Origin of the sequence: Flavobacterium sp. Arc2, assembly GCF_041431385.1 — a bacterium.
GTDB lineage: Bacteria > Bacteroidota > Bacteroidia > Flavobacteriales > Flavobacteriaceae > Flavobacterium.
On the sequence record NZ_JASMRH010000009.1, the window covers coordinates 1 to 22,333 of the forward strand.

The 22,333-nt window shown below is 34.4% G+C and carries 21 protein-coding genes and 1 pseudogene; 7 read left to right on the plus strand and 15 right to left on the minus strand.

Annotated elements, in window-relative coordinates; all coding sequences use genetic code 11:
* Window positions 1-104: 104 nt before the first annotated feature.
* The 7 genes and pseudogenes from QO182_RS07695 to QO182_RS07725 all read right to left on the minus strand — a co-directional run bounded on the left by QO182_RS07695 (window position 105) and on the right by QO182_RS07725 (window position 4,425).
* Complete coding sequence (locus QO182_RS07695; RefSeq protein WP_371560828.1) at window positions 105-638, minus strand: carboxymuconolactone decarboxylase family protein; 534 nt, start codon at window positions 636-638, stop codon at window positions 105-107.
* A 27-nt stretch (window positions 639-665) separates the two neighbouring features.
* Window positions 666-824 (minus strand): hypothetical protein, encoded by a 159-nt coding sequence (locus QO182_RS07700; protein ID WP_371539254.1) that lies wholly within the window; start codon window positions 822-824, stop codon window positions 666-668.
* Window positions 825-1,371: 547 nt separating this feature from the next.
* Window positions 1,372-2,193, minus strand: coding sequence for a helix-turn-helix domain-containing protein (locus QO182_RS07705; RefSeq protein ID WP_371560830.1), 822 nt, complete (start codon window positions 2,191-2,193; stop codon window positions 1,372-1,374).
* Window positions 2,171-2,452, minus strand: coding sequence for a hypothetical protein (locus QO182_RS07710; protein WP_371560832.1), 282 nt, complete (start codon window positions 2,450-2,452; stop codon window positions 2,171-2,173). The genes QO182_RS07705 and QO182_RS07710 overlap by 23 nt, the downstream gene beginning before the upstream one ends.
* 15 nt (window positions 2,453-2,467) lie before the next feature.
* Window positions 2,468-2,602, minus strand: a pseudogene (locus QO182_RS07715) (FAD-dependent oxidoreductase); the annotation flags it as partial.
* A gap of 113 nt (window positions 2,603-2,715) precedes the next feature.
* The gene (locus tag QO182_RS07720) at window positions 2,716-3,468 is read right to left on the minus strand and encodes an SDR family NAD(P)-dependent oxidoreductase (RefSeq protein WP_371539248.1); all 753 of its coding nucleotides are present in this window, start codon (window positions 3,466-3,468) and stop codon (window positions 2,716-2,718) included.
* Between the two features lie 84 nt (window positions 3,469-3,552).
* Window positions 3,553-4,425, minus strand: coding sequence for an AraC family transcriptional regulator (locus QO182_RS07725; RefSeq protein ID WP_371539245.1), 873 nt, complete (start codon window positions 4,423-4,425; stop codon window positions 3,553-3,555).
* Window positions 4,426-4,638: 213 nt separating this feature from the next.
* On the opposite strand from QO182_RS07725, the gene QO182_RS07730 reads away from it, so the two are divergent.
* Window positions 4,639-5,985 (plus strand): deoxyguanosinetriphosphate triphosphohydrolase, encoded by a 1,347-nt coding sequence (locus tag QO182_RS07730; RefSeq protein WP_371539243.1) that lies wholly within the window; start codon window positions 4,639-4,641, stop codon window positions 5,983-5,985.
* Here the strand turns inward: QO182_RS07730 and QO182_RS07735 are convergent, their stop codons facing one another.
* From QO182_RS07735 to QO182_RS07745, 3 genes are read right to left on the minus strand one after another with little or no spacing between them, the layout of a single operon-like run.
* Complete coding sequence (locus QO182_RS07735; protein WP_371539239.1) at window positions 5,986-6,954, minus strand: DUF3078 domain-containing protein; 969 nt, start codon at window positions 6,952-6,954, stop codon at window positions 5,986-5,988. It lies immediately after the preceding gene.
* A gap of 40 nt (window positions 6,955-6,994) precedes the next feature.
* Entirely contained in the window at window positions 6,995-8,776 is a 1,782-nt protein-coding gene (locus QO182_RS07740) for a 1-deoxy-D-xylulose-5-phosphate synthase (RefSeq protein ID WP_371560834.1), read from the minus strand.
* 48 nt (window positions 8,777-8,824) lie between these two features.
* Complete coding sequence (locus QO182_RS07745; RefSeq protein ID WP_371560836.1) at window positions 8,825-9,775, minus strand: energy transducer TonB; 951 nt, start codon at window positions 9,773-9,775, stop codon at window positions 8,825-8,827.
* A 61-nt stretch (window positions 9,776-9,836) separates the two neighbouring features.
* Here QO182_RS07745 and QO182_RS07750 point away from each other — a divergent pair, with 61 nt between their 5' ends.
* A complete protein-coding gene (locus tag QO182_RS07750) occupies window positions 9,837-10,280 on the plus strand; it encodes a nucleoside deaminase (protein WP_371560838.1) in 444 nt (147 codons plus the stop codon).
* 52 nt (window positions 10,281-10,332) lie between these two features.
* Here the strand turns inward: QO182_RS07750 and QO182_RS07755 are convergent, their stop codons facing one another.
* The 3 genes from QO182_RS07755 to QO182_RS07765 form a co-directional block, all read right to left on the minus strand.
* A complete protein-coding gene (locus QO182_RS07755) occupies window positions 10,333-11,373 on the minus strand; it encodes a potassium channel family protein (RefSeq protein ID WP_371560840.1) in 1,041 nt (346 codons plus the stop codon).
* A 1,322-nt stretch (window positions 11,374-12,695) separates the two neighbouring features.
* Window positions 12,696-14,240: an Rne/Rng family ribonuclease gene (locus QO182_RS07760; RefSeq protein WP_371560842.1), complete on the minus strand. Its 1,545-nt coding sequence runs from the start codon at window positions 14,238-14,240 to the stop codon at window positions 12,696-12,698.
* A gap of 466 nt (window positions 14,241-14,706) precedes the next feature.
* Window positions 14,707-14,997 carry an HU family DNA-binding protein gene (locus QO182_RS07765; RefSeq protein ID WP_016989051.1) on the minus strand — a complete coding sequence of 97 codons (291 nt, stop codon included), beginning with the start codon at window positions 14,995-14,997 and terminating at the stop codon, window positions 14,707-14,709.
* 134 nt (window positions 14,998-15,131) lie between these two features.
* Here QO182_RS07765 and mutY point away from each other — a divergent pair, with 134 nt between their 5' ends.
* The 4 genes from mutY to gldD are packed head-to-tail and all read left to right on the plus strand — an operon-like array spanning window position 15,132 to window position 18,562.
* Entirely contained in the window at window positions 15,132-16,166 is a 1,035-nt protein-coding gene (mutY, locus tag QO182_RS07770) for an A/G-specific adenine glycosylase (RefSeq protein ID WP_371560844.1), read from the plus strand.
* Window positions 16,167-16,216: 50 nt separating this feature from the next.
* A complete protein-coding gene (locus tag QO182_RS07775) occupies window positions 16,217-16,657 on the plus strand; it encodes a single-stranded DNA-binding protein (RefSeq protein WP_371560846.1) in 441 nt (146 codons plus the stop codon).
* Between the two features lie 23 nt (window positions 16,658-16,680).
* Window positions 16,681-17,979: a gliding motility-associated protein GldE gene (locus tag QO182_RS07780; protein WP_371539209.1), complete on the plus strand. Its 1,299-nt coding sequence runs from the start codon at window positions 16,681-16,683 to the stop codon at window positions 17,977-17,979.
* On the plus strand, window positions 17,972-18,562 hold the full coding sequence (gene gldD / locus QO182_RS07785; protein ID WP_371539207.1) for a gliding motility lipoprotein GldD: 591 nt from the start codon (window positions 17,972-17,974) through the stop codon (window positions 18,560-18,562). Before QO182_RS07780 ends, gldD begins: the two co-directional genes overlap by 8 nt.
* Window positions 18,563-18,845: 283 nt before the next feature.
* Here the strand turns inward: gldD and QO182_RS07790 are convergent, their stop codons facing one another.
* Entirely contained in the window at window positions 18,846-19,226 is a 381-nt protein-coding gene (locus QO182_RS07790) for a heavy-metal-associated domain-containing protein (RefSeq protein WP_371560848.1), read from the minus strand.
* A gap of 110 nt (window positions 19,227-19,336) precedes the next feature.
* Between QO182_RS07790 and QO182_RS07795 the strand changes: the two genes are divergently transcribed.
* Entirely contained in the window at window positions 19,337-20,203 is an 867-nt protein-coding gene (locus QO182_RS07795) for a DMT family transporter (RefSeq protein WP_371560850.1), read from the plus strand.
* Window positions 20,204-20,280: 77 nt separating this feature from the next.
* On the opposite strand, the gene QO182_RS07800 is transcribed toward QO182_RS07795, so the two are convergent.
* A complete protein-coding gene (locus QO182_RS07800) occupies window positions 20,281-22,329 on the minus strand; it encodes a M16 family metallopeptidase (RefSeq protein ID WP_371560851.1) in 2,049 nt (682 codons plus the stop codon).
* Between the last annotated feature and the right edge of the window lie 4 nt (window positions 22,330-22,333).

Sequence of the window (22,333 nt, forward strand, 5' to 3'; positions counted from 1 at the left end):
GGACTTAAATGTCCTTTCTTTTGAAAAAATTATCCTATCTTTTTTCCTGAGAGTTGCATTAATTAATTGAATCTAGTAATTAAACCCTCGGCTGAGATTATTAATTACAATTCAACGGCTATTGGGAAATCAATAGGTACTTCGGTTACATTGTGAAAAAGATTGGTAACGGTAATTATTCCGATCGCCATAATTAAATCAACTAGATTTTCTTTGGTATAGCCTGCGGTATGAAAAGCATCCAGGGCTTCAGCTCCTATTTGTCCTTTTGTAGCGGCAATGCGTTGTGCTGTTTGTGCTAAAATATTGATTTTGTTATCCCAGCTTGCACCTCCTTTTCTAAGTTCAATAATTTGATCGTCTGTAAAACCGTTCATCTTAGCGGTAGCGGTGTGCGCTGATTGGCAATATCTACATCCGTTTAATTGACTAACGGCTAAATCAACTACTTCTTTTTCTTTTTTAGTTAATGAGCTAGCGGCTCCTGAGAATTGTAAATAACTTCCCAATGCATTTTTAGAATGTCCCATTCCGGCATAAATATTAGGAACAAATCCTACGGCTTTTTGTAGGTTATCAAAAATGGCTTGATTGTTTTCAGAAACTTCTTCTCTTGTTGGTACGTTGAAATTTGACATGATTTTATTTTTTGTTTGAGTTAATAATTATATAAATAAGTTGCTTTCGTCACAGTAGTAATCAGTGATTGCCAGATTTTGACAAAAATTTTCCTGTGTTACTGCAATTAATTGTGGCGTTTCAGTTGGAGTGTTAAGACCTAAAATGTTTTTAAAGCCTCCAATAATTGTATGTATTGTTTTCATAATTCCTGTTGTTTCAGTTTGATGGTACAAAGGTGCGACGAAAGGAGGCCTTGAAGTTAGGTCGCATTTCCCGTAGAGTTGTTCATTCTTCCCTTAACGCCTTTTTTAGGGTAAAAAAGCGTATTTTTTTAGTTCTAGGAGCAGAAAACGGAGTGGTTTTAAGAAGATTCGTCCCGCTTTACATTGCAATCTTTTTATTTTTAAAGGAAAAATAAAAAGGATTTCCACTTCAATCAGGGCTAGGTGAGATCGTTTCGTTTTTTAAAGACGAGAAGAGAGGATAGATCAAAGAGAAGAGGAAACAGAGAATAGAACAAAGAGGAAAGAACATATCTTTGGGAACCCTTTTAATCTGTACCCTTACGTATAAGGAGTAAATATAAATTGCTAATTATTAAGTTATCTATTGTGAAAATAGGAGGTGGTATCTTGATGGCAATAGCACCGTTTCTTAGCCCAGATAGCCAATTGCTCTCGCAATTACCTTTTATGCTGGGGTTCAGCGTAAAAGATATAGCAGATGGCTGGATTAGCTGCTAAAAAGGAATTAAACTATCTTTTTAAAATCAGATGGAGAAACGCCTTCTATTTTTTTAAAAAACCGACTGAAAGACTGAATGTCTTCATAACCTATTTCGTAAGCGATCTCTTTGATACTTTTATCAGAATAACGCAATAGTCGGCGCGCTTCAAGAATGGTGCGGTTTTGAATAACCTGCAAAGGTGATTTTTCGTTGTATTTTTTGAATAAATTCGATAGCGTCTTCGGGCTTTTATTCAGCATCTCGGCATAATCAGCCACTTGATGTTTGGTTTTAAAATTGCTTTCTACCAAATAATTGTATTCTCTCACAATGTCCAATTGCTTTTTATCAAATGTGGTCAACTCGGTTTGTTCTTTGTATACTCGAGTACATAAAATTAGCAAACGTTTCAGCATCATTTGTAGCATGTCGTTTTGCAAATCGTCTTTAGAAACCATTTCGATAGCAAACATTTTCCACAGAATTTCAAATTTCTCTAGTTCTTCCTCAGGAATAGAAATCTTAGGAAATTGAGATGCACCAAAAAACAAAATTCCCTTGCAGCCTACCTCGCTGTCGTGATCTGCAATGCAGTAAAATGCCCTGTTAAACCGAATCAAACGCGCTTTGTTCAGTTTTAGAACTTCCACTTTATGGTACTCGGTTAAAAATAAAACCGAATTTTCTGGAAAAATATGCTCGGTTCCGTCAACATTAATTTTTAATTCGTCCAGCGACCAAATCACACTTAAGCCATCAGTGATTGTTTCTTTAAGCAAATCACAATTGCTAGCGTCAATTTCGGCTAGTCGGATGAATTCATTAAGTTGACCTGTATAGAGCATAGTTGTATTTTGATTTAAAATATTCGTTTGAAACTTTTGTCTCTTTTTCTTTTGTAGAAATGGTTTCGTGATAAGACGGATAATGTAGCAATTCCTGACCAAAATTAGTCTCTAATTGTATTTTTAGTTTTTCTAAATACCCTTCATGAAGGTATATCTCCATTCTGGGACTGATAGAAGTATGAAGTATAAATTTATCTAATGTGGTATTCGGTTGATCATAAAATTCAGTTATTAGGGCGCACATTGCTAAATTCACATGAATATCATTAAACTAAGTCGTACCCCTTTCTACTTGAGCGGTATTAGAATAAATAGTATGAAGTCGGCCACAAATACGGTTTCTAGCTTCAATAATTTCGATATAAAGACCTTTATTTTGTAAATGGAAAGCGGTTAATAGTCCGCTTAACCCAGCGCCTAAGGAGTAATCTTTTTATTCATCTAAATATTATTATAAATAAAAACTGATAGTGTAAAAGCACTATCAGTTTTGTATTAAATAAGAATTGTTCTAATAAATTAATTTCTTCCAGCCATAACACCACCATCAACATCTATGATCGCGCCAGTTGTCCAGCTTGATTTGTCTGATAATAAGAATACAATGGCGTTGGCTACTTCATCAGCAGATCCAAATTTACCTATTGGATGAAAGTCATTAAATCCTTGAAGTGCTTTTTCGGCTTCTTCTTTTCCGCCAAAAACGCCGTGATACAAAGTAGTATTTACTACTGCAGGAGAAACGGCATTCACACGAATATTGTAATCAGCTAATTCCATAGCTAAGTGCTGAGTGAAAGAATGTAAACCTGCTTTTTGCATCGAATAAGCTGATGAAGGGGTCGCTTTGACAGCTTGTTTTGCCCACATCGATCCAACGTTTACAATGCTTCCGCCACCATTTAGTTTCATTTTTCTTGCTACCGCTTGCGTGATAAAAAAGAAACCACGGTTTAAATCTAGGTAAGAATCGTAATCTTCAAGAGTATGATCTAAAAATGGTTTTGGGCCAAAAATACCAGAGGCATTTACCAAATAGTCAATTTTTGCTATTGAATCTAGCGCTGTGATAAAAGCGTTTACTTCGGCAGTGTTACTGATGTTTACTTGATGTGCAGTTACTTTACCTACTTTTTCGATTTCGGTTTTTGCTTCATTTAGCTTGTTTTCGGTTACACCTACAATATGTACTTCAATACCTTGTTCTGCTAATTGCAGTGCAGTTGCTTTTCCTATACCACTATTTCCTCCTATAATTAATGCTGTTTTCATGATCGTAATTTTTAAAATTTATAGTTACGAAGGTATAATAATAGTATTTTATAAAATGGTAATCCAGAGAGGGATAATGGTAAATTAGGGAATGATAGCTTGGAATTGTTTGGGAGTAACTCCAGTTGCTTTTTTGAAATACTTCGTGAAATAAGTAGGTTGATCAAAACCTAAATCAAATGCTATAGTCTGAATAGAGAGTTGTTTTTGAGCAAGCTTGCGTTTTGCTTCTAATATTTTTACGTTTTGTATAATTTGCGCTGGCGTTCCTTTTAAATATTGCTTAGTGACAGTAGTAAGCTTTTTAGTATTAGTATGAAGTTTCTGTGTATAATGTTCTAATGAAGGAAAGCTATCACGATTGTTATAGACTTCTTTTTTAAAGGAATAGGCCAGTTCAAAGTCGGTGTTTTTAAAGAGCACATTTATTTCATTTTTATTTTTGATGCGTTCAATACTGAGTAAAAGACTGCTCAACAAGAAAAAAAGTTGCTCTTTTTGCGAAGTATCTGTATGTTGGTTTTCTTCTTGAATAAATTGTAGAAGGGTGTTGATGCGGCTGACCTCAGTGTTTTGTGCCGAAATATAAGGTTGACCAATTTCGTTAAAAATGGAAAGGGAAAATCGTTGTGCTAGTTCTTGATTGAATTGATTGATAAAAAAATCATTAAAATGAAGCAATATACCTTCATTCTTTGATTCAGGACAAAAATAATGAATCTGGTTAGTGTTGATGAACACCAAACTATTTTTTGGATGGTCAATGGCTTCGTAGTCAATGTAATGAATTCCTGCCGAGGTGAACCAGATTAATTGATAGAACCCGTGGATATGTGCCTTGGAGGCTTGCGTATGATTACGGTCAAAATAGGATTTGAGGTCCTGTACTTCAAAATGAAGCTTGGAGAAATCATCTTTGTGCAAGTAGTATTTTTGTATTTGTTCTGGATTTTTCAAGGTGTTCTTTTGCGAAATACAATTTATGTGTAGTATAAATAGCGGAAGCAAGTTACATCATTCTGAGTACATAATGAAGATGCGGTACATTTTCTAAAAAAGATTCGTGCAATTTATGGATGTAAAAACTATCAAGGTAAAAGCGCTTTTTAGTTATCGCTATTTCTCTATCTTTGAAAAATAATCCAATTATTCAAATTCGAAAAATACAGTATGAACTGGGAGCAACTTTTATCACTAAAACGTCAAGGCGACACAAGCAAAAGATTACGTATTGAACAGGACGACACTCGATTGGGTTTTGAAGTAGATTACGATCGTATTATTTTTTCGGCTGCTTTTAGAAGTTTACAAGATAAAACACAAGTGATTCCTTTGTCAAAAACTGATTTTGTACACACGCGTTTGACACATAGTTTAGAAGTTTCGGTTGTTGGGCGTTCCTTAGGAAGATTGGTGGGGAAGAAAATTATAGAAAAATACCCATATTTAAAAGAAGTGCATGGTTTTCACATGAATGATTTTGGAGCGATCGTCGCTGCGGCTTCACTAGCGCACGATATCGGGAATCCTCCTTTTGGACATTCTGGTGAGAAAGCAATTGGAGAGTATTTTTCTATTGGAAACGGTAAACAGTACAAAGACCAATTGTCAAAGAAAGAATGGCAGGACCTGATTGATTTTGAAGGAAATGCAAATGGATTTGCAGTACTTACTGCTAGTCGACCAGGTATTGAAGGCGGACTACGAATTTCTTATGCGACTTTAGGAGCTTTTATGAAGTATCCAAAAGAAAGTTTGCCTAAGAAACCGACCAAAAATATAGCAGATAAAAAATACGGTTTCTTTCAAACCGACAAAAAGTTCTTTGAAGAAGCGGCAAAAGATATGGGGCTAATCCCAAATAAAACAGCTAATGATATAGGTTTTGAAAGACATCCACTTGCTTATTTAGTGGAAGCTGCAGATGACATTTGTTATACCATTATTGACTTTGAAGACGGAATCAATCTTGGATTAGTTTCTGAAGATTTTGCATTGGAATACTTAATTAAATTAGTCAAAGACAGCATTGATACCTCTAAATACAAAACACTTACTACTAAGGAAGACCGCATTAGTTATTTGCGTGCTTTGGCTATTGGTAGTTTGATCAATGATGCTGTAAAAGTTTTTATCGATAACGAAGAAGCAATTTTAAACGGAAAATTCCCTTTTGCTTTAACAGATAAAAGCAAATATAAAGCACAGATGGATGATATCATTAGTATTAGTGTGAACAACATTTATCAGAGTAGGGAAGTTATCGAGAAAGAGATTGTAGGTTACCAAATCATACAAACTTTGTTGGATAAATTCATTACAGCATACGATAATAAGTTCAATGGAAATGCATCCAATTATGATGCGCTAATTTTAAAATTACTGCCAGAGAAACACCATTACGAAAAAGCAGACTTGTATGAAAGGTTACTTCATATCTGTCATTTTGTTTCTTTACTTACGGACGGAAATGCTTTAGAGTTATTTGAAACGATCAATGGAAAGAAAAAGGATTAACTAGAAATCATAAACGATTCCCACTCCTAAAATCTGTTTTAATTGTGTTTTTGGTCCTACTGTAACTTGTGTTCCGTTGATTTCTTCTTTGGCCTTTATATCATCATCATAGATAATGTGTGCGCCAATATTTGTTTTTACATGATTATTTACAACAAGTTCTATTTGTAAATCATAATCGATATCAACGTTACCAAATTTATTTATGTAGTCTGAATACAAACTCAGTCTGTTTTCAATAGTAATATTTTTGACTATTTCTTTTTTATAAAAACCAGTTAACAGAAAACCAAGTTCAACTTTGGATCGCTCGCCTTCAGTAACTAAATTTCCATCTAAATCATACAGCGCTTTTTTAACACCAAAAGAACCTTGGTTAGCCAATCGCTGGTCCATTACCATTGTTATTTTGGAAGTGAAAGGAGATAAATAAAGTAATTTGTGCTTGTCTTTTGTAGCGTATTCTGCTCCGAGTCCAAGGAAAATATATGCAGGTGCAAATGGTCTGGAGACGGATATTTCTTTATTTGGATAAGAATATCCATCTGTGAACTGGGTAGCAAAATTAAATTTGGCGGTATGATACCAGTTCGATAGTGTGTCTTGACGGTAACCTAGCGCAGAATTGAACTGTAGCACATCTTCTGTTTTTCGCAGTTCAATTCCATCTTGTTTGTTTAAACCATAACGTACAATCAATTCGTTTGTCCAGTTGTAATTGTTTTTAGTGTATATACGATTGAACTTTCCTTTTAACAATCCTGAAATAGAGCTGGTTCCACCGGCATTCCAATTTAAAAATGCGATTTCAGAGATGTCAAACCCTATTCTGTTTTTTTTAACCCAATGAGAAATAGTGTCTGGATCGACTTTTTTAGGGACATCTATTGTCGTAATGATTTTCTGGGAGAACATATTTGCTGAAAGCAGTAAGACAAAAAACAGGAGGGGCGAAGACAGTAATTTCATTTATAGCTCAATGTGTTTAGTGGGCGCAAAATAATTATTTTCACTCAATTGAAAAAACTATTTCTAAACTTTTAACGTCAATGTTGCAATATTGTTGTAATTCTTCAACGGTGCCCTGTTCTATGAACTCATCAGGAATGCCCATTAATTGTATTTGTGATGTGTACTTATTTTTGATTGCAAACTCTAGAATAGCACTTCCAAAACCGCCTTTTATAACGCCATCTTCGATTGTTATAATCTTTTTAAAGGTTTTAAAAATAGTATGTAATTCTTTTTCATCTAAGGGTTTGACGAATGCAAAATCATAATGCGCAATTGTTTCTGGATTGTTTAAATTGGCTAATGCCAAAGTAACGTTCTTACCTATTGGACCATTCGATAAAACAGCTATTTCAGTACCTTTCTTTAGACAATTTGCAGTCCCAATTTGAATTTTTTCATAGTTCCCGAAGTTTTTAGATTGCCAATCCGAGATTACTCCTCTGCCTCGAGGATAGCGGATGGCGATAGGATGATCTAAACCTAGTTGGGCTGTATAAAGTATGTTTTGCAGTCCAATTTCATTTAGTGGAGAGTAGATAATCATATTGGGAATACAACGCAAATAAGCCAAATCAAAAACACCATGATGGGTTGCTCCGTCTTCTCCCACAAGTCCTGCTCTGTCTAGGCAGAAAATAACGGGTAAGTTTTGCAAAGCGACATCATGAATAACTTGGTCATAGGCCCTTTGTAAAAAAGTGGAGTAGATGTTGCAAAATACTACCATTCCCTGTGTCGCCATTCCGGCAGAAAGGGTGACGGCATGCTGTTCAGCAATTCCCACGTCAAATGCCCGCTCTGGTAATGCCTCCATCATGAACTTCAAGGAACTTCCTGAGGGCATAGCGGGTGTAATTCCGATTATTTTTTTGTTTTTTTGAGCTAAATCCAATACCGTTAAACCAAAAACATCCTGATATTTAGGAGGAAGGTTTTCTTCTGATTTTAAATGAATTTCTCCAGATTTAGCATCAAATTTTCCTGGAGCATGGTATTTTACCTGATCTTCCTCGGCTTGTTTTAATCCTTTACCTTTTGTTGTTATCACGTGAAGGAATTTAGGACCTTTTATTTTTTGTAAACGTTTCAGTTCTTTAATTACGGCAAATATATCATGTCCGTCAATAGGTCCAGAATAATCAATGTTCAAAGATTTGATCATGTTATTCTGTCTTGGGTTTTTTCCGTTTTTTACTGCAGTTAGGTAATTTTTTAAGGCACCTACACTAGGATCAATTCCGATAGCGTTGTCATTTAAGATCACCAATAAATTTGCATCAGTAACTCCAGCATGGTTTAATCCTTCAAAGGCCATTCCCGAAGCTATAGAAGCATCTCCTATCACTGCAATATGCTGTTTGTCGAAGTCTCCTTTCAAGTTAGAGGCAATTGCCATTCCTAACGCAGCAGAAATAGAAGTGGAGGAGTGGCCTACGCCAAAGGCATCATAGCTGCTTTCGCTTCTTTTTGGGAAACCAGAAATACCTCCAAGTTGCCTGTTGGTATGAAAATTTTCTCTTCTTCCAGTCAGTATTTTATGTCCATATGCTTGGTGGCCTACATCCCAAATTAATAAATCATCGGGTGTGTTAAAAACATAGTGCAAGGCAATGGTAAGTTCAACTACTCCAAGACTTGCTCCAAGATGCCCTTCTTTTATGGAGACAATATCGATTATGAAATCACGTAATTCTTTGGCTACTTGAGGAAGTTGAGCTTCGTCTAGGTGGCGTAAATCCGTTGGGTAATTAATGCTTGAAAGTAAATTATCTGACATAAAGCAAATTTACAGTATTATAGTGGAAATTTAGTTCATTCAAATAGCTTATTGTTTAATAATTATAGAGTCAATTCTTTGATTATATCTATTCTTTAAAAACGATTTTTTTAAAGTGTCCGTTTTTATAATTAGTGTTATGGAGTATAAATTACGTACCATTTTTCCATTTTGAGTTCCTGGAATCCATTTTTCAGATTTTTCCAAAAGTCGTATCAGGTCTTTTCCCGTTCCGTCACCAATATCTTTAAGCAATTTGATATTGCTTATGCTGCCGTCTCTTTCAGTTACGAAAGAGGCTTGTATTTCGCCATTTAAGTTGTTTGTTTTTTCAGGAAATACATAATTACTCTGAATGTAATCTTTGAATTTATCCATACCGCCGTTGTATTCAGGATCGGTGTAAATCGCTCCACCCATATATATTATTTCTTCCTCAATAGCAACTTTCTGAATATTATCTACTTCTTGTTTTTTAGGTGTTACTTCTACACATGTAATTGTTATGGGTTTGGTAAAGTTAATATGAGTTGCTCTTGGTGGAGGTGGTGGCGGAATATTATTTTGTAAACTATTATTTGGGTCGTGTTTTGGAGGTAATCGCATTCCAATAACTGTGTTTTTCATTTCTATAGAATCAGCAACTATTTCAACTTTGTCGATTTTTTGTTTGTTGCCGTTTTTATCTGCGCAGCTAAATAACGTGGTTCCCATTGCTATAAATAAGGCCATTAAAAACATCTTGTGGTATTGAGTTTGTGAATATACAACCCGACTTGGAATTTGGATTGTCAAAGAATCCAATTGTGACTTTCTGAATAGGCCACAAATATTATTGTGCTGCTGAAAATAGAGTTGAATTTCATCAGGTATCATATTGGTGAAATCAACCACAGTTTTAGAACAACTACTGCAAAACCTACCTTTATCGGTTGGTGTCATTTTGTTCCAATCCTTATTACAAGGTTCTGGTATGTTTATTTTATAATTTGATTCCATAAAATTTAATAGCAAGAATTAAAAGTACAGAATAATAATATCAAAACAGTATTTTTGTTTTATGGAAAACATCTTCACTGACGAATATTTTATGAAAAAGGCTTTGAATGAAGCCGAAATGGCTTTTGAAAAAGGTGAAATCCCCGTGGGTGCTATTGTAGTAGTCAATGATACTATAATCGCGAGGAGTCATAATTTGACGGAATTACTTAATGATGTGACCGCTCATGCCGAAATGCAAACTATAACTGCTGCGGCTAATTATCTTGGAGGTAAGTATTTAACGGGCTGTACGCTTTATGTAACGCTCGAACCTTGCCAGATGTGTGCTGGTGCTTTATACTGGAGTCAAATTTCTAAGATCGTTTTTGGAGCTCGTGATGAAAAAAGGGGTTTTGAGAAAATGGGAACCCAGCTGCATCCTAAAACGGTTGTAAAACGCGGCGTTATGGCAGAAGAAGCTTCAGACTTGATGAAGCGTTTTTTTGTTGCGAAAAGGAAATAATTTTTCATCGAACTTTGTTGGGTACATCCTGAATAAAATTCAGTCAAACGTTTCAATAGGGTTCGCTTGTGTTTATTTCATGATTGTAACTTCCGCAATTAAGGTCAGCCCACTCCCATCCATCATCTTTAATGAGTGACAACAATAACCTGCGTCTGGTTTTTAGTTTTGCATATTCTAAATCTACTTTTTCACCAGATATAACTTTTATTCCCTTATTTTCAAGTGCCGTAAGAATTAGTACGGGAGGCGTCTTTTTGCCTGGAGTTATAAAAGTGGCTGGTAGCGTTACGAGATAGCTGGAAATAGCTTTCCGGAGTCTGATAAGTACATTGAATGAAGGTCCTTGTTCTGCTGGGATGTTATGTAACAGTACAGTCAGGACCTCGTCAAGGTTTGTGAGATTAAGAACGAAGGCTTCTTTCCTATCTGATGAATGGAAAAAATGTAACACGGAGTATGCTTTATGGTTTTGGGCATGTAAAATGATAGAATCGATAAGGCTTATAAAAGGTTGTTCCAGCTCCTTGAAATCTTTTCCATTCCAATAATTCAATAGGATTTCTTCTACCGAGCCGCCAAGAGTATTGATGTGAACACTTATTTTTCTTTTCATTATTTCGGCTGAAACGACTGGGATTAAGTAAGTGATGGCAATGGAAATCAGAATCAGTCCAGTAAATGAAAGTATGGCGGTAAGTATATCCCAAAAATTACCTTCTGGTTCTATGTCTCCCAATCCCAATGTTGATAGCGTATAGCCAGTATAAAATATCTTGTTTATTACTGTCGTAGGAGAGTTGGTCTCTACATTCATCAGCGAGTCGGGACAGCTTATGAATAACAGGCTGGCAGAAATCCATATAAGCAGCAACCAGTTAATAAGAATAGAAACTAAAATGATAGCGCCGCCTAGGTCTAGGATTTTTCGGCGCCCTGTTTTTTTAGTAAGTATCAACAGTATATTCCAGATGGACTTAGATAACCGTTTCGAAATAAAACCTGCCCCACGTCCAGACAAGGAGGTGTTTATTAAATCAGCAGCGGTAGCAAGTAGAAGAATGACTCCTACAAGAAATACAAAATAGTTCATGGCATTGATTTTAATCTGTTGAAACGAACCTGTTTTAGTATTAGCGGCGCTATAGGCAGTTGTGCTAAAGTTTTTCGTGCATCAGGCGGCTAATATAGTATATATATTGATATGTAAAATGATGATTATGTCAGGCTTTAAATTTTTAAAACTAGATTTTGTGATTGCTTAATTTCCTCGGTATAGAAAATTTTATACTTTGCCCTAGGATTGCTGTTTTCTCACCACCTGGCTAATTGCAATTTAATGGCTATGTAGTATTCTGCTATTCTTAAAAATGCGAATACGATAAAGGCAATAAGCAATTTTATTAAGAACTTTGCTTTTGATTGTTCAGGTTTAGCATTATTGATCAATAATTTTAAACTTTGAATAAGTCTTTCGTTAGCCATAAAATAATTAATATCAAAAACTGATATAATATAGCGGCTTTTAATGCTCGTATGTGTATGTTGAGATAGATATCCTATAGAATAATATTAACAAGTAGTGTCGATAAAAATAAACAACCGATAACCCTGGTTCTCTTTGTCAAAAGCAGAATTCTACCCGATATTTCATAATACCTAAAATCAAAGCATAGGTCTTGGAATATCCGTAAAAGGCCCACATCAATTGCATTCCAGTCATTCAAGAAACAGCTTTTCCAATTTGAACAACTTTTCCTGTTCCGTAAACAAACATTACAATGCAAGTTATGGCAATTTCAACTATTTCAATTTTGTCTTTTGTACTGAAATACATTTGCTTTATAGAATCTGATTTGGTGTGGCTTTTTTGAGGAGCGAGCGAGGTGTTGATTTTGGCACAAGCAAAGAAGCTTCAAAATGATGAAGCTGTTTATTGTAAAGGCGGTAAAATAAAAAAAAATAATAATCTACGTTAAAAGAATTTAAAAAAATATAATTACAAACTGTTTTTATAATTCCCTTAATTCACGCTATTCCATCCTGCTAAGAATTCTCCTAGGGCAAAACGAACAAAAAATAGAAGAATAAGAACTGAAATAATAATTCCAATTGTTTTCAAAGTTTTTTGATTATTCTTTTTCATAGTTTATAGTTAATGTTTTTTTGAAGGCAAATACAGTGTTTTGCACTGTGCTAATATATACTATTTTTTTATAAAGTTTACATTTACTGTTGTTGCAATCAGGGTTCTTATCTAAAATTATTTTAGCCCGGATGGCATTGTGATTTTTTATCTTATTTTTTTTGGAATGGAATATTGTAGCGCATAGCTGGATTAGCTCCTGAAATATATAATTCTTTACTTAAAAAAAGGCAAAAAAAAACTCCTCAATTTCATGAGGAGTTTCTGATTTATTCTTTTATAACATTTCCCGTTTTGTCGTAGAAATGATATTCTAAATACGTGTAAGCGTCACGAGGTATAATTTTCACCCACTTTTTATGCTCAAAAAACCATTTTGAACGTAATGATGGAAAACCTTTTGTAAGGTATGCTGCAACAAAGGGGTGTACGTTAAGTACAACGTCTTTGTTAGTTTTTAATATTCCTTCTAAATCAGAATTGATTCTGTCGATAATTAAGATTGGCGCTTCAATTTCACCATTCACATCGTTAGGATCTTCTTCTCTAGTTTTAATGTTTACTTCAGGTCTTACTCTTTGTCTTGTAATTTGGACTAATCCAAATTTACTAGGAGGCAAGATCTTGTGTTTTGCTTTATCATCGCTCATTTCTTCTCTCAAGAAGTCGAACAATGTTTTACGATTTTCTGGATTAGACAAGTCGATAAAATCAATTACGATAATACCACCCATATCACGTAGACGCAATTGTCTGGCGATTTCAGCAGCGGCAATCATATTGACTTCCATTGCAGTATCTTCCTGGTTAGATGCTTTATTAGAACGGTTTCCGCTGTTTACGTCAATGACGTGTAAGGCTTCAGTATGTTCGATAATAAGATAAGCACCTTTACTCATGGATACTGTTTTCCCGAATGAAGTCTTGATTTGTCTCTCTATGTTGTATTTCTCAAAAATGGGCGTGTCATTTGATTGATAAAACTTAACAATTGATTGTTTTGAAGGTGCAATTTCTTGCAAATAGTCCTTCGTTTGGTTGTACAACTCTTCATCATCAATTTGTATACTAGTAAAAGTATCATTAAAGACGTCTCTTAAGATAGAAGAAGCTCTGTTGAGTTCCCCTAAAATTTTTGACGGATGATGAGCGGTCGGTAATTTTTTACACATTGCATCCCATCTGCTAAGCAGGTTCTGCATGTCTTTTTCTAATTCGGCTGTATTTTTGCCTTCTGCTACTGTGCGAACAATAACACCAAATCCTTTTGGTTTGATGGATTGTACAAGTTTTTTTAGTCTGTCTTTTTCTTTCTTGTCTTCTATTTTTTGAGAAATAGATACACGGTCAGAAAACGGAACTAAAACAATAAATCTTCCGGCAAGAGAAAGCTCAGCGCTTATTCTTGGACCCTTGGTAGATATTGGTTCTTTTACAACTTGTACTAAGATCGATTGATTAGCATTAATTACATCAGTAATAATACCGTCTTTGTCTATCTCTTTGTCAAACTGAAAGTTTTTTAGGGAGAAATCTTTTATTTTACCTGCGCTTACAAGTTTTATGAATTTCAGTTGGGAAACTAAATTAGGACCTAAGTCATGATAGTGTAAAAAAGCGTCTTTTTCGAAGCCTACATTTACAAAAGCAGCATTAAGACCAGCAACTGGTTTTCGTATTTTGGCAATAAAAATATCACCTACTTGAAAATTGCTTTTTTCTTCTTCCTTGTGTAATTCAATTAGTTTTCCATCTTTTAATAAGGCAAAATCTACAAAATCAGAACTAGATCGAATGATTAATTCTTTATTCACGTTGTAAATTTTTATCCAAACTTTTAATAAAGAGAAAAGAATATGGAATAAAGAATAGGGAGAAGCGAATAGAGATTTTAAAAACTAGAGTTAGAATTTATGTTTTCTTTTCTCTCTTTTCTAAAATCTTTTTTCTGTCTTCTATTTTCTAAAATCTATTTTCTAACCTCACACTTAAAGCTAGGATGGATTAAACAATAATTTTAACAGGTATTGAACCCGGGGAAAACTAGCTAGCAGTCCTCAGATTTAAGGAATCAGTATACTGAATGCTTACATCTGAGGACTGAGGACTAATTTTCGATTTCAATGAACTTTTAAAAAGGAAAAAGTAGTTAAAAACTACTTTTTCTTTTTGTGACGGTTAGCTCTCGCTCTTTTTTTACGTTTGTGAGTTGCTACCTTATGTCTCTTTCTTTTTTTACCACTTGGCATATCTTGTCGATTTTATGATTAATTAATATTTTTATTTTGCTTCGTTATTGATCTTTACTCCTTCAACAAAAACTTTTGCTGGTTTGAATGCAGGTATGTTATGTGCAGGAATTTTTATTGTTGTATTTTTGGAAATATTTCTTCCAGTTTTTTCAGCTCTAGTTTTCACGATAAAACTTCCGAAACCTCTTAAATAAACATTGTCTCCAGTTTCTAATGAATTTTTAACTTCATTCATAAAAGTCTCTACTGTTGCTTGCACATCACCTTTTTCAAGACCTAATTTTTCTGAAATTTTTGCTACGATATCTGCTTTCGTCATTTTCTTTCCTTATTTATTATATTGTAATCATTTTTTTGAGTGTGCAAATATATGAATTTAAAAAACAAATATTCAAGCTAATTCATTAAAATTTAATCACATAAACTTTTACTTTTGCTAACAAATATTTAATAATGAAATTTTCTAACTTGCTTATAAAGTGGTATTTACAAAATAAAAGAGATTTGCCATGGCGAAGCACTACAAATCCATACCCAATTTGGCTCTCAGAAATCATGCTTCAGCAGACTCGTGTTGCTCAAGGAACGCCTTATTTTTCAGCATTTACTGCTGCATTTCCCACTGTTTTTGATCTTGCCGCAGCGAGTGAAGAACAAGTGCTAAAGCTTTGGCAAGGACTTGGGTATTACTCGCGTGCTAGAAACTTGCATAAAACAGCTCAATATGTGGCTTCCGAATTATCAGGTGTTTTTCCTCCTACTTATAATGAGTTATTAAAGTTAAAAGGAGTAGGGGAATATACCGCCGCCGCGATTGCCTCTTTTTCCTATAATGAAGTGGTTCCTGTTGTAGATGGAAATGTTTTTCGGGTATTGTCTCGTTATTTTGACGTAGAGACTGATATTGCTTTGGCTTCCGCCAAAAAAGAATTTGCTGCTTTGGCTTTCGAACTAATGCCAAAAGACAATCCTGCGACTTTTAATCAAGCCATTATGGAGTTTGGCGCTTTGCAATGTGTTCCTAAAAGTCCAAATTGCAGTATTTGTGTGTTTAACGATAGCTGTGCTGCACTCCAAAAAAACAAAGTTGACCAGTTGCCGGTGAAATCTAAGAAGGTGAAAGTGCGCAATCGCTACTTTAATTACTTGGTTGTTGAGGACGATAATGAAAATACTGTGATTCAAAAGAGAACAGCAAAAGGGATTTGGCACAATTTATATGAGTTTCCTGTGATTGAAACCGATAAAGTGGAGGACTTGCAATATATATATGAACAAGTTCAGAATGATTTTTTTCAGGATAATGAGGTGGTTCGTTTTATGGAGTGTAATGAAGAAAGTATAATTCATAAATTATCACATCAACATCTATATATTAAGTTCTGGAAAGTGAGTCTGAAAGGAACTGTCGAAAACGGAATAAACAATGAAGATTTGAAAGCCTTTCCTTTCCCAATAGTGATTCATAATTTTATCGAAAAGGAATAAAGAGAACATTTAAAAAAATGTATCTTTGATAGAAATACCATAAAAACAAAATGAACGGAACGTTAAATAAAGTGATGCTGATTGGGCATGTAGGCGATGAAATAAAAATGCATTATTTTGATGGGGGAAATTGTATCGGTAGATTTCAACTGGCAACAAATGAAGTCTATATTAATAAGACAACGAACGAAAAAATCACTTCTACGGAGTGGCATAATTTAGTGGTGCGAAATAAAGCAGCCGAAATTTGTGAAAAACATTTATCAAAAGGAGACAAAATTTATATAGAGGGACGTATTAAATCACGCCAATGGCTGACAGAGGACGGGACGACAAAACACACCACTGAAATTCAAGTTACGGAGTTTACTTTTTTGTCAACCAAGAAATCTGCTGAAAACAACAAACAAATTGACGGCCCGGAATCCGTAAAAAACACTAACTTTGACCCACAAAATAATGGCTTGCCTATCAATGATTTGCCATTTTGATTGTTTAACTAATCTTTTTTAATTTGGACCCAGAGCCCAGTTTAAATTTCGCATATACATTAGATACAGATCTAGTGTTTGGTTTTGCCGGAATATTTGTATTGCTTCTTTGCTCTGCATTAGTTTCTGGTGCTGAAGTAGCCTTGTTTTCTTTGTCTCAAACAGACATTGACGAGACAATGCAAGGGAATGATTCTAAAGGAAGAATTCTTGCGGATCTTATAGACAGACCCAAAAAACTTTTGGCGACACTTCTTGTGGCTAATAATTTTATCAATATCGGAGTGGTAATTTTATTCTCGTTTATTGGGAGAAACTTATTTTCTGCGATCAGTTCTCCAGCTTTAAAATTCACCGTCGAAGTTATTGTAGTCACCTTTTTACTTTTGTTGTTTGGTGAAGTATTACCTAAAGTATATGCTAGCCGAAACAATATCAAGTTTGCAAAAATGATAGCGTACCCAATTTCGATATTAGATAAATTGCTTTCGCCTATTAGCGTTCCTATGCGTGAAACGACCATTTATTTGCACAATAAATTAGGAAAGCAAAAAACAAATTTTTCAGTTGATCAGTTGTCTCAAGCTTTAGAGCTTACTTCTTCGGATGAAACTTCTTTAGAGGAGCAGAAGATATTGATGGGGATTGTAACTTTTGGTAATACAGATACGAAGCAGGTTATGAGTCCGAGGATTGATATTTTTGCTTTAGAAATAACAGAACCATTTTCTGAGATCTATTCTAAAATTATCGAAAAAGGATATTCACGAATTCCTGTTTATAGAGACAATATTGATCAGATAGAAGGCGTTTTGTTTGTTAAGGATTTATTGCGTCATCTTGATGAGAAAGATTTTGAGTGGAACACCTTAATAAGAGAACCCTTTTTTATTCCTGAGAATAAGAAACTGGATAATTTGCTAAAAGATTTTCAGAGAATGAAAAGTCATCTTGCTATTGTGGTGGATGAATACGGGGGAACCTCTGGTTTGGTTTCTCTAGAAGATGTAATTGAGGAAATTGTTGGAGACATCAGTGATGAGTTTGATGATGACAATGTCAATTTTACTAAAATTGATGAAAAAAACTATCTTTTTGAGGGTAAAATAAACCTGAAAGACTTCTATAGAATTATAGATGTTAACGAGGACGTTTTTGAGATAAAAAAAGGGGAAGCCGAAACCTTGGCTGGATTTATTCTTGAAATATCAGGAAATTTCCCAATGAAAGGGCAAAAAATCTCTTACGAAAATTGCCTGTTCACAATTGAGACAGTAGATAAGAAACGTATAAAACAGATAAAAGTAACGGTTGATGTTTAATTTGCAGCGGGATAACAAAAAATATTTTTCTAGTATAGTACTTGCACTAGTGTTTATGGGATTGTTCCTGTTTTCTGGTTGTAAAGAGGATGTTTTTCCAAAACCTGCCAGTTATTTGCGCTTAGATTATCCGGTTGCGAATTATGCTCATTTTGAAAATGAATGTCCGTTTACTTTCGAAATGAATTCAGAAGCGGTTATAAAAGGAGAAAAGGATTGCGGATTCACAATTACGTATCCAAAAATGAAAGCGACCATATATTTGACTTACAAACCCGTAAATAACAATATCAATGTCTTGTTGCGGGACGCTCAAAAGTTAACCTACGAACACGTTATAAAAGCCGATGATATCCTAGAACAGCCTTATTTAAACCCTTCAAAAAAGGTATATGGTATGTTTTATCAGGTAGACGGGAATGCGGCAACTAATTCGCAATTCTATGCAACTGACAGTACCAAGCATTTTGTTACTGGTTCGGTTTATTTTTATGCTAAACCTAATTTTGATTCTATTATGCCGGCGGCCAGTTATATCAAAAATGACATGCAACGCTTGATGGAGACTTTAAAATGGAAGTAAGTTTTAATTACAGCTATATGAAAAAAAAGACAATATTTTTTTTGATTTTAAGCGTATTATTAATCTACCTTTATTTTAGTGACTTCTTTTTTACAGTAAATATTGGAGACGCCTATTATTTGATTAATTATTTCTTTGTAGTAGCTTCAATTCTTTTTTTTACTATTATGTTCTTTCTTTTGAAAATGGCAATCAAAAAGACAAGGTCCTAATAAAATCAAATTCATATTGTATAAAAAAAGCATCCACATGGATGCTTTTTTTATACAATAAAGAGGTGTACTTACGACTTCATATTTGAAACGGTGTAGGTTTTTCCATCTCCAGTTGCTTGAACTACTTTAGTTAAGCTTTCAGGAGTTTGTACTGTTTTATCAAAAGTTACCGTTGCTAATTTTGTATCAAAATCTACCGTAGCGGTTTGTACTCCGTCAAGCTCGGTTAGTTCTTCTTGAATTGTTTTAGCGCAACCTACTGCGCATACCATTCCTTCTACAGAGAAGTTTGCAGTTTGTACGTTTTCGGCAGCGATTTCTTTTTTTAGTTTTGGAGCTTCCGTTTCTGTTTTTGCAGTTTCTTTTGGCGCTTCTTCAGTGTTTTTTTTGCAGCTAACAAACAAAAGTCCCGCTAATGCTATAACAGCAATTGATTTTTTAATGTTCATTATGATTTGATGTTAAGGGTTTTAACTATTTTTTTAACCGAAAACAAAATTACTTAAAAAAGTAGAGCTAATTCATAAAAATAATACAATTTTGGGGTAAAATTAGAATCATGGAATCGAAACAGTTAAAATGGGGTTATTTATTAGTGCTTTCTTTAGTCTGGGGAAGTTCATTTATTTTAATAAAAAAAGGATTAATTGGCTTGACCGCAATTCAAGTGGGCTCGCTTCGAATAATTTTTGCTGCTGTTTTCTTATTATTGATTGGTTTTAAGAGTTTATCGAAAATCCCGAAAGAAAAATGGAAATATATTGCCTTAACGTCTGTTTTTGGGACTTTTGTGCCTGCATTTCTTTTTGCTATTGCCGAAACAGAATTAGATAGTGCAGTTACGGCAATACTTAATTCTTTAACACCTTTAAGTACATTGATATTAGGAGCGGTAGTATTTGGTATAAGTTTCCAAAAAAGACAAGTTTGGGGTGTTCTTATTGGTTTGGTTGGTAGTTTGCTTCTGGTTTTTAATGGTGCTATGAATCATCCCAATCAAAATTATTATTATGCGATTTTAGTAGTAATTGCGTCTATTTGCTATGCTATAAATGTCAATTTAATTAAACGCTTCCTTTCTGATTTGACACCGCTAAGTATTACAACAGGGAATTTCTTGATTTTGATATTTCCAGCTTTGGCTATTTTGTATGCTACAGGTTTCTATGATGTAATGACAGTGGAAAAAGTGCAGCACTCGGTACTGTTTATTATGATTTTGGGAGTGGTAGGTACTGGAATTGCAAATATATTATTCTTTAAACTAATTCAGATTTCTTCGCCAGTTTTTGCAACTTCGGTAACGTATCTAATTCCGGTCGTGGCTTTTTTCTGGGGGTTGTTAGATAATGAAATGCTAACGTCAATTCAGTTTTTAGGAGCTTTTATAATATTAATAGGAGTGTATTTATCTGCTAAAAAGTAATGTTCTTAAACTAGATATTTATAAAATAATAAAGGCTATCGATTAAGATAGCCTTTATTTGTTAATGAGGGATTTGATTATTTAAAATCTGCATCTGTAACTCCCTCGTTGATTTTTACATCGGACATTTTGATATCCAATTCAAAACCTACGTTTTGGATAATGTTAAAAGGGACTTTCACTCCTTTAACTTCTCTATAATCCCCAAAATTAGTTACTTGAGTAATAGATTTACCGCCTTGATCCATTGTTTTTGAATCTGCTAGTTTTAAACCAGTAGCTACATCATAATAAAGGGTAGTTTTACCGTCTTTGATGGCATAAGAATCCTTACCATTAATAGTCTCGATACCATCAAGTGCTACTCCTTCTTTTTTAGCCAACTGTAATTCGTCGAATAGGACTGCGCTATTTTTCATTTCAGTCAATTCAGCTCCTTCAAAGTCTTTGCGTTGTCCTTGTTGTAACACATAAGCATTAGTTTCAGTAACTACTTGCTTCATTATGCTCATCGTTCCCATTGCTAATTCTACACTTAATTTTCCTTTTGCATCCGCTTTTGAAGTAAAAGTTAAAGGTGATGGTGCTTGAGGTATTACTGTTGAGCCTACCATAGAGATTGTTTTTACAGCTTTTACGGCTTTTTCTCCACCTATGGCGGTAATGTATTTATCTAATACGCTTTTGATGGTTACGCCTGCTGGTATGTCTTTTTTGAAAACTGGTTTTTCTATTGAATTTCCATATTTATCAAAATAAAACATAGGGATTTTTAGTTTTTCCAAGGCAGGAGCTACTTCTGATCCTTTACCCACAACTACTATTCTGATGTTGTCAGCTAAGAAAAATCGGTTAGCTACGCTTTTAATATCTTCTACTGTTACTGCATTTATATTTTTAATATAATTTTCGTAAAAATCAGCAGGTAGATTTTGTGTTTCAGTGTTTAATGCATAACGTGCTACTGTCGTTGGTTTTTGAATTTGCATTACAAAGTTACCTATGTATTTTGCTTTTGCATTTTTTAAATCGTCAGCAGAAACTAATTCTGTTCTGATTTTTTTCAACTCGCTTAATATTTCAACTACTGAACTGTCTGTTACAGCATTTCTTACTGATGTTGAAGAACGAAATTTTTCTACGTATTTACCAAATCCTATATTAGAATAAGCTCCGTAAGTCCAGCCATGTTTTTCACGCAAGTTTAAAAATAATCTTCCTTCTCCACCGCCACCAAGAATCTGGTTTGCTAAAATTGCAGCAAAATATTGTTTGTCGGTAATTTTTAAATTAACTGTATTAACCACTGCGATTTCAGATTGAACTGCATTTGGCATATCAACAAAATCAATTTGTGATTTTTGTACATTTTTAGGATCAGGATATGTAAGTTGCGGAGCACTTGCTTTAGCCCAAGAGCTAAAAAGTTTTTCAACCATTTTTTTAACTTCTTTCGTATTAACATCTCCTACAACAACTAGGTAGGCATTTCCAGGTACAAAATTAGTTTTGTAGTTTGCAACGGCATCTTGTAGGTTGACTTTATTAATGCTTTCGGCACTTAAAAATTCACCTGAAGGATGATTTACTCCAAAGGTCAAAACGTCTTCAACGCGTCCAGCAACTGCGGTCACACTTTTTTCTTGTGTTTTTATTCCTTCTAAAAGCTTTGCTTTTATCTTATCAAATTCTTCTTGTTTAAATACAGTGTTCAATGCGCCATCAGCCATTAATTCCAGTATTCTACCAGAATATTTAGACAATCCGCTGGCTGAAGCGCCATTTGAATTAAAATTTATTTCTGCACCTAAGAAATCAATTTCTTCATTAAAGGCATCTTTTGGTGTTTTGGTAGTTCCACTGCCGATAAGCATACCGGTAATATCTGCTACTCCTTTTTTGTCTCCTTCCGCATAAGGCATGTTGTCTAAGCTAAGTCTGTAGGCAACTCTTGGTAATTTATGATTTTCTACTACCATTACCTTCAGCCCGTTCTTTAGCTCAAAATTATTGGATTTACCAATCTTAATTGTAGGAGGAGCGGTAGGCTCTGGTTGCGGAATTACTTGTGCCTGTAAGGCTAAAGTCAAAAACAGGCTTGAAATTATATATATTGTTTTTTTCATGATA